This window comes from Bacteroidia bacterium (genome assembly GCA_026932145.1).
Taxonomy (GTDB): domain Bacteria; phylum Bacteroidota; class Bacteroidia; order J057; family JAIXKT01; genus JAIXKT01.
In genome coordinates, this window is the sequence record JAIXKT010000007.1 from 58,754 (window position 1) to 73,936 (window position 15,183).

Here is a 15,183-nt window from a genome sequence, read left to right on the forward strand (position 1 = left end):
AAAAAAACTCCCCAAAAAATCAAAATTTATTTTGAACGGGAGAAAATTTGGGCTTTTTTAAAAATTTAGAGGTTATGCAACGCGCTCTTTATTTATAAAATAACTCTTACTGATTATAGGTGTATTGGTCTGTTTCCGGTTGCTGCTAAAGCGGCTTCTTTGACGGCTTCTGTAAACGTTGGATGCGCATGAGAGAAAATAGCGAGGTCTTCGGCAGAGGCTCTGAACTCTAATGCGACAACGGCTTCGGCAATAATATCTGCACTGCGCGGCCCGATAATATGAACACCTAACAACTCATCAGTATGTTGATGTGCCAAAATTTTCACAAAACCATCTAAATCCATACTTGCGCGGGAACGCCCCAAAGCCCGAAAAGGAAAACTTCCTTTTTTATAGGGAGTTCCTGTCTCTTTAAGTTCTTCTTCGGTATAACCTACACCGGAGACCTCCGGCCAAGTGTAAACCACTGCTGGAATATTCCGATAGTTTATATGCGGATGCTGGCCGGCAAAATGTTCCGCTACAAAAACACCTTCTTCCGAAGCTTTATGTGCCAACATCATTCCGGGAATCACATCCCCAATGGCATAAACTCCGGCAACGTTTGTCTGTAAATGCTCATCCACAATTACACGACCTCGTTTGTCTAAGTTTACGCCTATTTTTTCTAAGCCAAGATTCTCAGTATAGGGCTTCCTTCCGGTAGAAACAATACAATAATCGCCGGAAAGTTCTATTGCATTGCCGGTTTCTCTGGAAACAGCTTGTAAAACTACGGCATCACCGTTATTTTGCACTTGCTTGACTTCATGGCTCAGATAAAATGAAAAACCAAGTTGTTTTTCTAATACCTTTTTGGTTTCTTTACCCAATTCGCGGTCCATCCCGGCAATAATTGCGTCTAAATATTCTATAACGGTAACTTTTGCTCCTAAACGTGCATACACAGACCCCATTTCTAAGCCGATAACTCCTCCGCCGATAACCAACAGATGTTTGGGAATCTCCGTTAAATTTAATGCTTCTGTGGAGGTTATGATTCTCTTTTTGTCAATAGTAACCCCCGGTATGGAAGCCGGTTTAGAACCGGTAGCTATCACAATGCGCGGTGCTTGGATAACCTTTTGCCCATCAGAAGTTTGGACAGATAAGGTATTTGAAGTTTCAAAAGTTCCATGTCCGTTATAAACATCTATTTTGTTTTTCTTCATCAGAAATTGGATTCCGGCTACCGTTTGCTTCACTACGTCATCTTTTCGTTTAATCATTTGGGTTAAATCTATCCGGAGGTTATCTAATCCAATTCCGTGCGTAGCAAAGTGGTTTTTGGCATTATGATAATGTTCGGAAGAGTCTAATAATGCTTTTGAGGGGATGCAGCCTACGTTTAAGCAAGTGCCTCCAAGTGCCGCGTAACGTTCTACAATAGCTGTTTTGAATCCTAACTGCGCACAACGAATGGCACATACGTACCCGCCCGGCCCAGATCCTACCACAATTACATCGTAATTCATCTTTTTATGGCTAAATTTTGTGCCCAAAACTACGTTTTTTTATCCAAACACACCAAAGAAACTTAACCTATGAGGCTTTACTCTCGTTCATAACAAACCGTATCCATCTATTGCTAATTTGTTTGTTAAATAGTATTTTTATTTCAATTTAAATAATTTATTCAATTTTTTATTCAAAAAAATAACAAATTATGGAACCAATTATGTTATATGGGATGGAAAGCGTAATGACTAACCAGCCAACGTTAATTCCCTATTCAAAGCCAAGGCATCGGGGTATAATTACCCACAAAATGTGATACAGAACTGTCGCAAGAATAAAACTCGCTGCCCAGTAAAAAGGAGACTTTTTATTGTATTCATCTATTTGCTAATGTTTTGGATTTTCTTGGGAATACTGATTGTAGCTCAGAAACTACACAGTTTATAATTTTGTTTTTATTATACTTTCTGGGAGATAGCTGATAATCAAGCTATTGGCGGTGTTAGTTTCCAGCGTTTGTGGGACCAAAGCCAGCATTCCGGTTGTTTTCGGATGTCTGCTTCTAAGAGTTGCGCAAATTGTTGAATCAGTTCTTCAGTGGTATAGTCTTGTGCATCTTTGGTCATAACTTCAAATTCAAATTGATATTTAGATCGGCTTTTTTTCCAGATGCGACAATAGAAGATAAGCATTTTGTATTCTTTTGCGAGCAATACCCCGCCGGGCAAAAAGGCAGTTGGTTGCCCAAAAAAGTTTACCCATACAGCTTTGTTCGGGTCTCCGGGAGATTGGTCGGCAATAAAGCCGGCTAAAAAAGCCTTATCTGGGTTATCTGCAAACCACTTTTTGGTTTCATAGGTAGGGAGCAAAGCGCAATTAGATTGGCTGCGAATTTTTCGCATCCATTTATCTATGGCCGGATTCCGAAGCGGCTTGTAAATAGCAATAAACTGTTTGTGTAACAATTTACTGGCATGTGCTAACCATTCCCAATTAGCAAAGTGCCCCATTATACCGATAGCATTTTTTCCGCTATCTAAATGGGCATTTACCGCATCAATATTTTGGTGGCCTAAGTGTTCTTGCGCCTCTTCGGCAGTTAAATAATTAGATTTCAGGACTTCTACCAATAAATCAGCAAAGTGAATATAAAACCGGCGTGCAATGTCTGCCCGCTCTGCAATTGTTTTTTCAGGAAAGCAACGCTCTAAATTAGCATAAATGACGGATTTTCGGTACTGGATTACATGAATGAACAGCCAAGCCAAAACATCAGATATTTTGTGCAACACAGGCCAAGGAAGCCGCCCAAATGTTCCTACAAATAACCGAACCAAAAGATAAACAAAATAATCAGATATTATTTTCATATAAGCGAAAATAGTGCATTCGGAAACCAAATCCAAGTGAGTATTAAGCCGGTGAGTGCTCCCCAAAGATGGGCATCATGGTTAATAGGACGCGGGTCATTTTTGGCCGCAAAAAATGAATATATTAAATAAAGCACCCCAAACAACCACGCTGGAGCTGGAAATATGTATAAATAAATTTTCTGAAACGGATTTAACGCGATAAAACTGAATATCACCGCACTAACAGCCCCAGATGCCCCCAAACTGCGGTATTCAGGGCGATTCCTATACCGAATTAAAGATGGTATATCGCTGATTATCAACCCAAGTACATATAACAAGAGAAACCGAACTGACCCTAAAAATACTGCTTCTAACAGAAAGGCAGCAAAATAGTAGGTAATCATATTCAGAATAAGATGTAATAACCCTGCATGAACTAACCCGCTGGTTATGATTGTGTAATATTTCTTTTTTCGAAAAAAATAATATGGATGCAGGATAAATTGCTGATACACTCTATTATCAACATACAAAGCATAAAGGCTTGTAACTAAGGTTATTAAGAATATAAAACTGGCTATTGGAGCCGCATGAATGGGTAGAAAGTTCATCTGCGGGTAAATATCATCTTAAAATGCGGAATTTTAGCTTCATAGAATTCGCTTCCGACTGCTTCAAAGCCCAAACGGGAATAAAATCCCAGTGCGTTGCTTTGTGCATGTAAATAGATAATATTTTGCTCCGGAATTTCATTGATAACGTGCTGCACGATAGCTGCGCCTATTTTCTTTCCGCGATAAGGTATTAATACGGCACAGCGTTCTATTTTGGCATAACCTTGTTTCGTAAGCCGCCAACGGGCACAAGCTACGGCATGGCCGTCAAGCCAAAAACCATAATGTTTACATACCTCCTCAAATTCATCATACTCTAAGGATTCCGGAACACCTTGTTCTACCACAAAGACTTCCCGCCGAATGTGGTATAACTCGGCTAACTGCTCGGAAGAAACGGCCTGCAAAATCATCTTAAACTCAACGTATAATTACCATTTTCCCCCAACCGTTATCGAAAAACTTTTTGGTTTTATCATTATTCATTTTCAATTGGACTTCGTTAGGCATCCGAATTAAGGTACGATAGAGGTAAACGCCATTAGCCAATCTATCCCCAAATTCATCTGTACCGTCCCATGAATAATTGGTCATCGTGTTTCCAATACGAAGTTCTCCAAGACTTTTTAGGTCAATTTCTTTGACATATTTCCCTGATATGGTAAATATCTGAATTTTAAAGACTTCTGGAAGTAGGCTTCCTGTAAGGGTATAGACAAACTTAGTTGAAGTTGAAAATGGGTTTGGATAGTTAAAGATATTTGTGATGGTACTTTCGTTGATTACTTTAAAGGATATTTGGTAGCGGAGTTTTTCGCCGGATAAATTTTTGCGTACATCAAAGCCTTGTGCTTCTAAGACATAATCGCCATTAGGGAGTGGCCCTGGTCTGAATATCACTTGGGCACGGTTTTCGGGCATCGTTGCCGGAACGAATACCATTCTTCCATCTCCAAAAAACACACGTTTTGCCGGTGTAGGGTCTTCTTTGGATTTAAAAAATACTTCTATGGCCGTAGTGTCTGTTAAAGCTAAATATTTGTTTTCATCGTTTACATCCATTGTAATTGTGGCTATTGGGGAGACAATATCTCCGTCTGTAATATGCCGTCCGTCAAATGTTACGTCTAAAATAGGGTTAATAACATCCGGCAGTACTTGGAATTTTTGGTAGTAAACATTATTAAACAAATATTGCTCCGGCTGCTGCCTATCCGGGTTGATAGTAACAATTAAGGTATTTTCACCTACAAGCCCAGAAGAGGAGAAAGAATATCGAAAGGAATATTCTTTCTGTGCACGCAGGGAGTCCATGAAATATTCTGCCAGTAAAACTTCTGTTCTATCTGCTTTTCTCACAACATAACGCACTAAGAGGCTATCCATGTGTAGGTTAGATATATTTCTGGCAGTCAGTTGAATATGCATACTATCTCCTTCTTCAACAGTGGTGCTATAGAATTGGAAGTTAGTTTTGGGATCTAAAACGGCTTCGGGAACAGCGGAATACAAGATATGCCAGTGTTTTAGCTGTGGGGCAGTTCGGTAGAGAGAGTCGGATACATCGGCACGCAGGCGTAGTTGTGGATACATTGCAGGCGATATTAAACTTAAATCGTGGCTACCTCTGGGTAAATTTTCCAAGAGTTTATCTTCCTGCCCGTTTCTTTGTACTCCCCAAACGGACACTTTGGTTTGGTCGCTTACACCTTGTTCTTGAGCGTCCCAGTTCCAGATAAGCTCATCCCAAACGATTCCCGGCCCAATAAGCGGGCTTTTAATAATTCCGGTAGCGGTGTTAGAATACATGGTGTAACGCAGTTCTATTTTGTAATTGCGATTAAAATCATAGGCTTCAACGGCTGCTCCCATAGGTGCGCCTTTTTGCCCTACAATGCCAAACCATACATTATCAGGAACATTTCGGATGGTGTTTGAGACTCCTACACCATTTAAGGCTGCAAATAGTGCTTGTGAATACTGTGGAACACGTGGATTCCCGACCCCCAACATCACAATATAGTCTCCTTGATTCATAGTGTTCAAGATATTCACAAATGCGTTCATTTGTTCCGGAATTCTGGCTAATTCACAATTGTAGATGTTAAAGTCATATAGTTTAGGTTTCAGGGTATTTTTGTCAAAAATCTGATATATGATTCCGGCACTAATACCCGCTGCATTTTGGGTGTTTACCATAGAGCTACCGTTCAGGTAATAGTCATAGCTATTAAAGCCGGGTGCTTGGTTCATAGATATTTGGATATTAGACTTGATGGGGTCAAAAGCCCATTCGCGCTGGTCTTTATCCATAAAGATACCGGAGGTGATATTTTTTTCAAAAAACTGCGGGGGTTTAGATTGTGCCCAGCCGTCATGTGGGATGTTTTTGATATACTTAAATGATGAGTAAGCCCATTGAGCCTGTGGGTCGTCAGCTAAACGAACTCTCCAGTAATAAACTGTGCTGTCTATCAACGTAAAAGGAACAAACCAACTTCCTTGTATGGCTGTACCACTCACAACGGGAGAACGGCTCAAACGAGGGGAGGTAAACTCAATAACGGTATCTATTTCAAAAAGATAGTTTACTAAATTTGGGGTTACTCCGTAGGTAGATGCAACCAGTGAAACCGTATCTCGGTTTATAACAGCAAATTCGATTGGGAATAAGCAGTATGGGATATTTGCCGGAACACTTTTTTCAACCATTACCCGGTTATTGGTTTCATCGCTTTCTGGAATGGTATCTAAAGCATCTACAAATATGTCAAATTGGTTGATGCCGGCAGATTCCATTCCGGGATTTTTTACCCGAATAGATAATGTATCCCAAAAATGAGTTGCCGTAAAAGGGTGCTTTCCATGATCAACCCACGACCCGCTGCCGGTTAGCTGCCGAATAGATACCATAAAAGTATCATCTACAATTGTGCCTTTATTCTGAACGATTACATTAACCGTAAATGAATCTACTTGGGTAGAGATATTATCCGGAGAAAAGTAGATACTTGCCGGAGTAATAGCGAGATCAGGCATTTTGGGAACAGCAATGCGCATAGCTGGATCTCCTTGTAGATTAATCTGCATGGCATGGTTCAAATACAGTTGATTAGTATTAGGTTGCGTTCCTATAAACTGATGAATAGTTGCTTGCATCTGAGTACCGATAGCTCGACCTATGGAATCTCTATAAGCAGCTTTGTAAAACTCTTCTGTATGCTGCCCTAATGGGCCAATGTATCCAGTTGATGAAGAGGATATGTAGGCAATAGCTCCCTTCGCAGGAGTTAATAAAAAATCTTCCCCAAAAGAACGATATATGCTACTTGCAAAATCACCTGAATAACAGCCATTTGCAATAATAACCGGGTATTTTTTATGGTTATTATAAACCTGAACGGGTTCTAACTGAACGTCAAAAATGTTACTGGTAGAGTGGCCAAAAAATGTTATTTGCACAACTCCGGAGTCTATCAAAGACCGAACGTCTAAGTCATTTCCGATAACGACATTTGATGTCTTTTGGCTATAGAAGATGCTGCCTCCCAGAGGCTGAGATTCAAATATGGGTTCAAATCTTCCTTCCAGAAAAGACCGAATAGATTGTTGCTCTCCGTCTCCTTTACCGCCGCCTAAGTGTAATCCTTGTTTTTTCCAAATATCAAAAGGTGCGTGTTCATATTCTATCATTTTATTTAGAAAAGATAGACCCTCTTCGTCATTCCGAACATTCATACGGCCAATTGGAATAATCGGGGTATAGTCTTTCTGGTCCGGGTTAAACTTACATACATACATGATGTCGCTGGCAGGGAAACCATAAGTAGGAACAAGGTTGTTTGCTCCCGATTCACGTTGAAAAAAAAGACCTTTTCCCCATAAAAAGAAAAATTTTGGTTTAGTCTGCCAACGGGTAGCGGCTGCATAACAAAAACGTTTGATAGCCAATGCGGTTGTTGAACCATAGCCAAACTCATCGTAGATTTCATCTACATAAACTATTTTTGTAGATAACCGATTAACGGTGTTGGTATCTCGGTAAGTAGCATAGGATTCGGCAGATTGCTTTAGGCTTCTGTGGGTAATGATAACAAACTCTGCGCCTGCTGAGTTTGCTAAATTTGCTAATGAAGGGTCTTGAATAAGAGGACTCTGGATACTTGAGCCATCTGTTACCCAATATTCTGCGGAAGTTCCGGTTGTTTTGGGAACAATCACATGTAAATCCGAACCATTAATAGTTCCTTTTGCCCGAATTCCGTTCGTAACGTCATAAACGAACCCTGAATCTGGGTCGTTATGACCAATATTTTCAAATATAAAGTATGAATTTGTGCTCAGTTGATCCCATAAAAAGCTGAACACCTTGTCGCTATTAAACTTAAACTGCCGTTGATATTCTATTTGTACCCAACATATCAAGTTGTTGTCGGTAGTTGTGGATGAGGCTCCGGAAGTAAAGGTTACATTTGTAGCAGGCGTTATGTCAGAAGCATTTGCAGACAGCGAGAACGTATTGATTGTAATTCTATTATAGGAAAAAGTTTGTTGTGCTGTTCCTGCCTTAATGGTTAAGCTGTGTGGCGTATCAGAGAGCCCAAATATGCGGGCAAGAATCGTTGGAGAAGCCGAATTTGGCACAATGTAAGGTGTAGGCACTGTGCTAACAAACGATTGACCAATATTATACCCCGTATAACCCTCGCCGGTGATATAATCAGAATTACCATAATAGTCGGTTGCTCCACCGGATATTATAGACCCGCCACCTCTTTGGTAATAAGAAGTATTGTATTCCAATAAAGCGCGGTGCTTAAATGAAGGCTGAACTGTCAGTGAGGCATAGTTAGTATTGAGATAATTCTGCATACGCAAGCCGGGTAAGTTATCCCAAGTTAAAAAATAAGCACTCGTATCCGTAAATATAGAATGATAAATATTGGGCTGCTGGCCTGCATCTTGAAGCCCCGTTTGCGGATGACGGTATAATAAGCTGTCTATAAATCCGTTATTTTTTCGGCCAAAAAACTCAAAAAAATCACTTCCGTCAAATTCCGTTACATTTCCTGAATTTGACACAAAAATAGGCACTTCTACACCTCGATAAATCAGATGTAGATGCACCGGATTCACCCCCGATAGATTAACATCAGAAGCAGTTACTCTGTATATCCCATCTTTCCAAACAAGTAATTTCTTGTAGGTTAATCCCGGATTATACCACTGATTCCCAATATTATAAGTCTGAGAAATGCCGCTTAATGAAATTAGATATAATACTAAAAATCCCAAAAACGACCGTAAATGAGCCATTTGTAAATAACAAGTTTGTAGGACGTAAAAATACAACTTTTCTGTTATCCTCATGCTACTATACTTCTGTTAGAGGTAGATATTTCTTACTTTTGCAGCGATATTTACCTATTGCGTGCCGGATATTGCCAAAGGCAGAGAATTTTTAGCACTACCGCTCAATCGAAGAACCGAAGTTTAACTTTAGCAAAAAGTTTCATACGAAGCACTTCACCCGCTCTCTTGCAAAACCGTTTGTTGGTGGCTGTGCTGTGTAGGCGTTTAGTTAGAACAATGATTGTTGTGTTTCTATTTTCGGATGAAAAGTCCCGATAATCATAAACGGATTTTTTCCAGTAAAATGATGAAGCTGTGATGTTCCTAAAAACAAATGCAAGTCTTTTGTTTTTGCAAAGTCGTCAAAGTATTTTTTCTTAACATCTTCAACGGCTTTTGCTTCGTTGCCTTCGTGTTTGGCAAGGCATTTCCAGTAAAGCCCTCCGATTTCCCAATCTTCAATCATTAGTTTACTTTGTTTGCCTTGATTATCTTCAAAAATGTAAGAAAATTTATAAGGCAATTTCTGCACAACGTCAAACGGATTTTCGGGTTGTTGGAACAAATTTCCCTGTAATCGTTCGGCTTCGAGTTTGGCTAATTTGTTCTTGTCCCATTGACGTTCAACCTCTTCAATCGTAAAGTTTAAAATTTTTGTAGGTTTAAAAACTGCCAACGAAGTACAAATGTTTTTGTTTTGTGCTTCTGCAATCAATTCTTTTAGGTTGTAATAGATTTTCCCTAAAACAAATTTCTTTCTTTCCGCCCAATTATGCGTCGTTTCAAGATGATTGAGAATTTTAATTTCGCTGTCGTGCGAATATGGACGATAACTTTCTGGTCTAAAATCGCTGTCGTTTTTTACCAAATCAAGTTCTATCCAATCGTATTTTTTGTATTGTTCTTCAAACGACTTTTTACGAAACTGAATTGGATAAATTCTTATCCAAGTTCCGTTTTCTGTGAAACCTGCTGTACAAACCAATTCTTCGTATTTGCTTGAAATGGCTGGATAGGTTTTGACTGTGATTAAAACTTTTGTCTTTGCCATTTTCAAATGTGTTTTACTTCGTAATCAAAGTCAGGCAAGTTCTCAATAGCTTCTGCTAAATGTTTGCGATGGCATTGGCAAATGTTTGCTTCAAAACAAGTCAAAGCAATGCGTTTTTTTTCTTTCAGCAAGTTCAAAATTTTCACTTGTGAAGATGTTGTTTGTGTTAAATTATTTTTGCGATAAACAGCAAACAATTTATCGTAGTCGGCTTGTGTGTTTAGTTCTTGTCGTTGCTCAGATTGTATGCCTACTTCGGGATAATGCACATATTCAATCCCCAAACTGTTGCAAAAGCGTTGTAATTGGCTTTTGCTAAAACCGTACTTCATACTCAACGGATTGTTGCGAACGTCCACCAAAATTTTCACATCATTTTTAAGCAACCTGTTTAAGTATTCTTCTAACGAAATGCCCTCATAACCGATTGTAAATAAAATTGTTGCTTCACTTTTTGGACGGCTATCATTTACTTTTTTTAACTGTTCAGGATTTAAAATTTCCTGTGCTTTTATGCTATTTATCGCCCAATACGGAAAATTTAAATAAGTATGCTTCATTAAAGCATTCGCTTTCATTTTTCCGTATTGATCTTTCACATACAGCATCAACTTTTTGTCATCCGCTTTTAGTGTGTTAAAATAGTCTGTTGTTTCATTACTCTTATATGCTTTTTCAAGGTCGGTTAGTATTCCTTTGCTAACCATAGCAGTTAAATCGGCATTAGCAGAATAGGAATAACAGCCAAACTTGTATGGGATAAAATCGTATTCGGCTTTGGCTTGACGTTGGGTAAACAGGAAAAGTAGCTTCTGTAGGCTGATTTTATCAATCGTTCCCTCAAAAATTTGCAACAAGGCTAATATAACTTTTCTTCTGTAAAACATCCCACAAAGGTCGTAAAATACGCTTTTTCTTCCTACGAAAAACGGGAAAGAATGAATAATCAAATGTTCAAAACCTTATTTATTGGTTTTCTATTAGTTTTATTTCGTCTGTTGTCAATTCGTAAAGTTCGTAAACCATTTGGTTGATTTTATCTTCTGCGTGTTCAATTCTGTTTTCAATCATTTCAATTTGGTTAGGCAAGGTTACGTTTTGCTTGTCTTGGTTGAGTTGGAGAAGTTGTTCAACAAGTTTAATGATTTCGGTTTGTTGTTTATCGTTGTTCTTATCAAGCAATTTAATAGGCAAATTTTTAGCATCATTAGGATAAAAATGTAAATCTTCACTTAGGAAATTCCTGAAATACCAATTAATCAAATTAGAATTTAAAATACCGAGTAAAAATTTGTAATCGTATTTTGTACATAATTTTAAGTCAGTTTCTTTTATTGCTTTACGAGCTGAAATGTGTTCTGCTTTAATCAATTTATCAATGCGAACACAATTAATAATAGTATGACTGTTGTAAAAACCTTTATTATCATACGCAAATCTCAATCGGTCTTTAACAACATTAATAAACATTATTTTTTCATTTTCAAATAATTCAGGAAACATAGAATTGTAATGTTCATTGGGTGTGTAGTTTAACCAACCGTATTGAGAAAAACTATAACGTTCAATGTTTTTTCCTTCTAAAAAAGGTTTGAAACCTTTTTCTTTTTTATCAGAAATATAATGCTCTTTCCCAATGTTTTTTGTTTTGTGGTTTAACCTTGCACCGTAAGCAATCAAACAAATATTAGAAAGTGGAATACTGCTTTCCCAAATTTTTTCTTTCAGCGAAATTAATGAGCCAACAGGTTTTGTTTCTAATCGACTATCTTCTAATGTTCGAAATATTTGTTGTTCTGTTTCAAATACATCAAATTTTTCTGCTATAAAATCAGCTTCAGAATTGACTTTAATAATCCTTGTATTTAGCGATTTTGCTTTTGAGGGTTTATGCTGAATAGTCAAAATAATATTTTTCACTACTGCACTTGAAAACACAAAGTATTTGCTGGTATCTACGATTTCTTTGATGAAATAATCATCAATTAATTTTTGCCTTAATAGTGTTCCGTAATTTTGATTTGTAAAAGCATACGGAATAATAAATGAAATGAAACCGTTTTTTGTTATATACTCTAAATTTTTTTCAATAAATGCAACATAAATATCTGTACGGCCTTTGCAAGTTTTATATTTTTTGAAAAAATAGGCTTTGCTTTCTTCACTTAAATTTTCAATACTCACATAAGGTGGATTTCCAATTACGCAATCAAAACCACCTCCTGAGCCTGTCGAAGGGTTAAAAACTTCGGGAAACGCTTTTTGCCAAGAGAAAGGTTTTACTTTTCGTTCTTCTCCAAAGTTCAATTCATTGTCGTAATAATCCAAGTCAATTAAACTGTTTCCGCTTTTAATGTTGTTGTCAAGCGTTGGTAAAATACGGTCGTGAAACAATTTTGTTTGTGCTTCAATTGTTTCTTTGGTTTCGCCCTCCATACATTTCAAAAGCAAACTTAACTTTGTTACTTCCACTGCGTTGCTGTCTAAATCAACTCCGTAAATGTTGTTCAACAAAATGCGTTTCTTTTCGGCTGTGGTCAATTCGCCTGTTGGTGTTAGCACATCATCTTTTCGTCCTTTAATCCGTAATTCATCATTTTTAATTCGTAATTTATTGTAATAATCTTTGTGCCAATTCAATAAAAACTGGTAAGCGCCAATCAAAAAGCTGCCGCTACCGCAGGCAGGGTCGCATATTTTTAGTTTGCTTACTTCTTTGGGTGTGAGTGGTGAGCCTGCCGAACCATCAACCAGCTTTCCAACGGTGTTTTTTACGATGTAATCCACGATGTATTGCGGAGTGTAATAAACGCCACCTGCTTTGCGCACTTCGGGCTTTTCTTCTATTACGGCTTTTCCCGTTTTAGAAAGTGTGATTTGTTTTCCTAAAAATTGTTCGTAAGCACTTCCTAAAATTTCAACCGATAATACCGAAAATTCATAAGGGCAAATAGGGTAGTAAAGTTCTGAAATAATGTTTTTAATGACTTTATTATCAATCGTAATTTTCTCGCTGATTTTATCTTTCTTAAAATCAAAAAGTCCTGAATTATATTTTTGGTCTGCTTGATGAAAACGGAATAAAAGATTTTGGTAATAGGTTCCGGTTTTAATGTCAGTTTGCAATTCGCCGTAAGGTTCGGCACTTCTATCTTCTGCAATACGAAGAAAAATTAGTCTGTCTATGGTATGTTGCACTACAAAATTTAATTCTTCCTCGTTAATATCTTTGTTGCGAAGTGCAATATTTATCGCCAATTCAACACGCCATTTGTCTAATGATAGCAGAAATTCGTTATCAACTGTGGTTGTTCCTTTTTTGTTTTTGTCGCTGGTAATGTATTTGTCAAAACTGCCTTTGAGAACATATTCTTTTGAAAAAGTTTCCCAAATAAAATTAAAGTCGTTTAGGTAGTCAGAATATTGTAAATACTTAATTCGTCCGTTGCTGGCTTTGTCTGTTGGTTTGGGTTTGTTGGAGCAATCGTAAATTGCAAATTCTTCAAAATCGGTAATTACGGAAATGGGCATTTTCGCACTCCAACCGTAACGCCTTACTTGATAAGCCGGCTGAATATCGTCTTTGATAAAAACGCTTGGTTTTTTGGCTTCGAGAAAGAAAAGTCGTTTTCCGCCAACAAGTCTAAATGAATAATCGGGAGCTTTTGTTGCACCGCCCACTTTTACACGGTCTTCGTGAATTACCTCACGGTAGCTTTCTGCATAACCGTTTTCGTTGTCAATATCCCAACCGAGAGCTTTCCAAAACGGGTCAATAAAATCGCGTCTTGTTTGCGTTTCGTTGTAATCTGCTTTTTTGTAAAATTCTTTTTGTTCGTCAAAGCGTTGAACTAATGATTTTATTTTTTCAAATGCTATTTGTTTTTGCATTTACTTTCTATTTACAGTAAGTGAATATTTTGGGTCGTTTTAGTGTGCGTTTTCAATTCAGCACTGTTATTCGCTTTCGTTAAGCCGATATTCAAGCGACAGTAGTTCTTTTTGTAGGTTCAGCTTGTTAAACTATTTAGTCATACTCTCAATAAACGGATACATTTTTTTAACTGTCGCATAGATAATGTTTGTGTTGTCAAAAAGTGTGTAGATAACTCCGATAATGAAAACGGCAATAGAGATATAAAGGTAACGAGTTTTCCAAGCGTTATTGTTGGTGAAGTAGAGAGCTATAAGTATTACAAGAGTTGTTATCAGCGTTGTTCCCCAAAGTGAGCCGATTGTCAGGGGTTTAACTTGGTCAATGAGTGAAGCTATCACAATACCTGGTGAGAAAGCTATTATTGAAACAATCACACAGAGTGCAATAAAAAGGATTAAAAATACTTTAGCTGCACTATTCTCTTCTTTTTTCTTAGCCATTAGTTTTTTATTTTAGGGTTAATAGATATTTGTCCTTAAAGTTAGAAAAAAATTAGTTTTTTTATCCAATTTTTTTCAGCACAGTCGTTCGGTAGGGTTCTGACTAACGGGTGAAAAACTGGTGATGGGCGGGATTTTTCATCTGTCTTTTGCTTTTTTCTTGTCTATTTGTTTGGTATTTTCTTTTTCTTTTAGTATTGCCTTTGTGTTCAAAGATATAACACTTTTTTTGCTTTTTGAACTACAAACTAAAAGCGATATAATTTTGGCTTAGCTGAAACAAAATACTACTATCTTCGCGTATAAATATCCAGAAAACGAATACTAAAAGATGAAGCAGATTTTTCAAGAATATTTTAATCCATTTCAGGAAGAAAATGTTTTTTTAGATCAAAGTAAAGACTTTACTACCAGACTGAATGAGGTTCAAGAGATACAGAAAAAGGAGCAAAGTAAAGAGTTACGCTCTTTTACTGCTTTTGGGCTGATTTTTGCTGTTGCTGCTTTCTTAATGATTTTACAGTTTTTGGGTATTAGTAACACCTACTCGGATTTTAGCGTAATAATATGGATAGCTTTGTTTTCGGCAACTATTTATACCATAAAACGAATTAAGAGTAACCCTTTGGTACCTTTATACGAGGAGTTGGAATTTGCTTGGCGGAAAGTTTATGCACGAGCCAACCAAACTTCTGTGGAATATAAAAAACCATATCGGCCGAAAGTCATTATGGGTGTTGCGGCGAATATTGCCGAAAAATTAGGCATCAACCCATCAATAGTGCGATTGCTACTTGTTATATTGTTATTTATTCCTTTTTTAGGGGGCGGAATTTTTATATCATACTTTATCTTGGGAATCACACAACAGAAAAAGGAAAATTATCTAAGTAGGTAATTGTAAATATCTTGGATACTAACTAAAATTGACTCA

The 15,183-nt window shown here is 37.5% G+C and carries 10 protein-coding genes; 1 reads left to right on the forward strand and 9 read right to left on the reverse strand.

Annotated features, from left to right (window positions below; genetic code table 11):
• Positions 1–113: 113 nt before the first annotated feature.
• The 9 genes from lpdA to LC115_01545 all read right to left on the reverse strand — a co-directional run bounded on the left by lpdA (position 114) and on the right by LC115_01545 (position 14,249).
• Positions 114–1,517, reverse strand: a complete 1,404-nt coding sequence (lpdA, locus tag LC115_01505; GenBank protein ID MCZ2355357.1) for a dihydrolipoyl dehydrogenase — start codon at positions 1,515–1,517, stop codon at positions 114–116.
• A gap of 468 nt (positions 1,518–1,985) precedes the next feature.
• Positions 1,986–2,870, reverse strand: coding sequence for a hypothetical protein (locus LC115_01510; GenBank protein ID MCZ2355358.1), 885 nt, complete (start codon positions 2,868–2,870; stop codon positions 1,986–1,988).
• Positions 2,867–3,466: a rhomboid family intramembrane serine protease gene (locus tag LC115_01515; protein MCZ2355359.1), complete on the reverse strand. Its 600-nt coding sequence runs from the start codon at positions 3,464–3,466 to the stop codon at positions 2,867–2,869. The genes LC115_01510 and LC115_01515 overlap by 4 nt, the downstream gene beginning before the upstream one ends.
• Positions 3,463–3,882 (reverse strand): GNAT family N-acetyltransferase, encoded by a 420-nt coding sequence (locus tag LC115_01520; protein MCZ2355360.1) that lies wholly within the window; start codon positions 3,880–3,882, stop codon positions 3,463–3,465. Before LC115_01520 ends, LC115_01515 begins: the two co-directional genes overlap by 4 nt.
• Before the next feature lie 7 nt (positions 3,883–3,889).
• A complete protein-coding gene (locus LC115_01525; protein ID MCZ2355361.1) occupies positions 3,890–8,785 on the reverse strand; it encodes a C25 family cysteine peptidase in 4,896 nt (1,631 codons plus the stop codon).
• A gap of 265 nt (positions 8,786–9,050) precedes the next feature.
• Entirely contained in the window at positions 9,051–9,872 is an 822-nt protein-coding gene (locus tag LC115_01530; protein MCZ2355362.1) for a hypothetical protein, read from the reverse strand.
• 2 nt (positions 9,873–9,874) lie between these two features.
• Positions 9,875–10,759: a DUF488 domain-containing protein gene (locus LC115_01535; GenBank protein ID MCZ2355363.1), complete on the reverse strand. Its 885-nt coding sequence runs from the start codon at positions 10,757–10,759 to the stop codon at positions 9,875–9,877.
• Positions 10,760–10,838: 79 nt separating this feature from the next.
• Positions 10,839–13,763, reverse strand: coding sequence for an N-6 DNA methylase (locus LC115_01540; GenBank protein MCZ2355364.1), 2,925 nt, complete (start codon positions 13,761–13,763; stop codon positions 10,839–10,841).
• Between the two features lie 132 nt (positions 13,764–13,895).
• The gene (locus LC115_01545; GenBank protein MCZ2355365.1) at positions 13,896–14,249 is read right to left on the reverse strand and encodes a hypothetical protein; all 354 of its coding nucleotides are present in this window, start codon (positions 14,247–14,249) and stop codon (positions 13,896–13,898) included.
• Between the two features lie 331 nt (positions 14,250–14,580).
• On the opposite strand from LC115_01545, the gene LC115_01550 reads away from it, so the two are divergent.
• Positions 14,581–15,147 (forward strand): PspC domain-containing protein, encoded by a 567-nt coding sequence (locus LC115_01550; GenBank protein ID MCZ2355366.1) that lies wholly within the window; start codon positions 14,581–14,583, stop codon positions 15,145–15,147.
• Positions 15,148–15,183: the final 36 nt, after the last annotated feature.

Bases quoted from the DNA above. Each gene is read 5' to 3' on its own strand.
- lpdA (MCZ2355357.1), bottom strand. From the start codon at position 1,517: ATGAATTACGATGTAATTGTGGTAGGATCTGGGCCGGGCGGGTACGTA.
- LC115_01510 (MCZ2355358.1), bottom strand. From the start codon at position 2,870: ATGAAAATAATATCTGATTATTTTGTTTATCTTTTGGTTCGGTTATTT.
- LC115_01515 (MCZ2355359.1), bottom strand. From the start codon at position 3,466: ATGAACTTTCTACCCATTCATGCGGCTCCAATAGCCAGTTTTATATTC.
- LC115_01520 (MCZ2355360.1), bottom strand. From the start codon at position 3,882: ATGATTTTGCAGGCCGTTTCTTCCGAGCAGTTAGCCGAGTTATACCAC.
- LC115_01525 (MCZ2355361.1), bottom strand. From the start codon at position 8,785: ATGGCTCATTTACGGTCGTTTTTGGGATTTTTAGTATTATATCTAATT.
- LC115_01530 (MCZ2355362.1), bottom strand. From the start codon at position 9,872: ATGGCAAAGACAAAAGTTTTAATCACAGTCAAAACCTATCCAGCCATT.
- LC115_01535 (MCZ2355363.1), bottom strand. From the start codon at position 10,759: ATGTTTTACAGAAGAAAAGTTATATTAGCCTTGTTGCAAATTTTTGAG.
- LC115_01540 (MCZ2355364.1), bottom strand. From the start codon at position 13,763: ATGCAAAAACAAATAGCATTTGAAAAAATAAAATCATTAGTTCAACGC.
- LC115_01545 (MCZ2355365.1), bottom strand. From the start codon at position 14,249: ATGGCTAAGAAAAAAGAAGAGAATAGTGCAGCTAAAGTATTTTTAATC.
- LC115_01550 (MCZ2355366.1), top strand. From the start codon at position 14,581: ATGAAGCAGATTTTTCAAGAATATTTTAATCCATTTCAGGAAGAAAAT.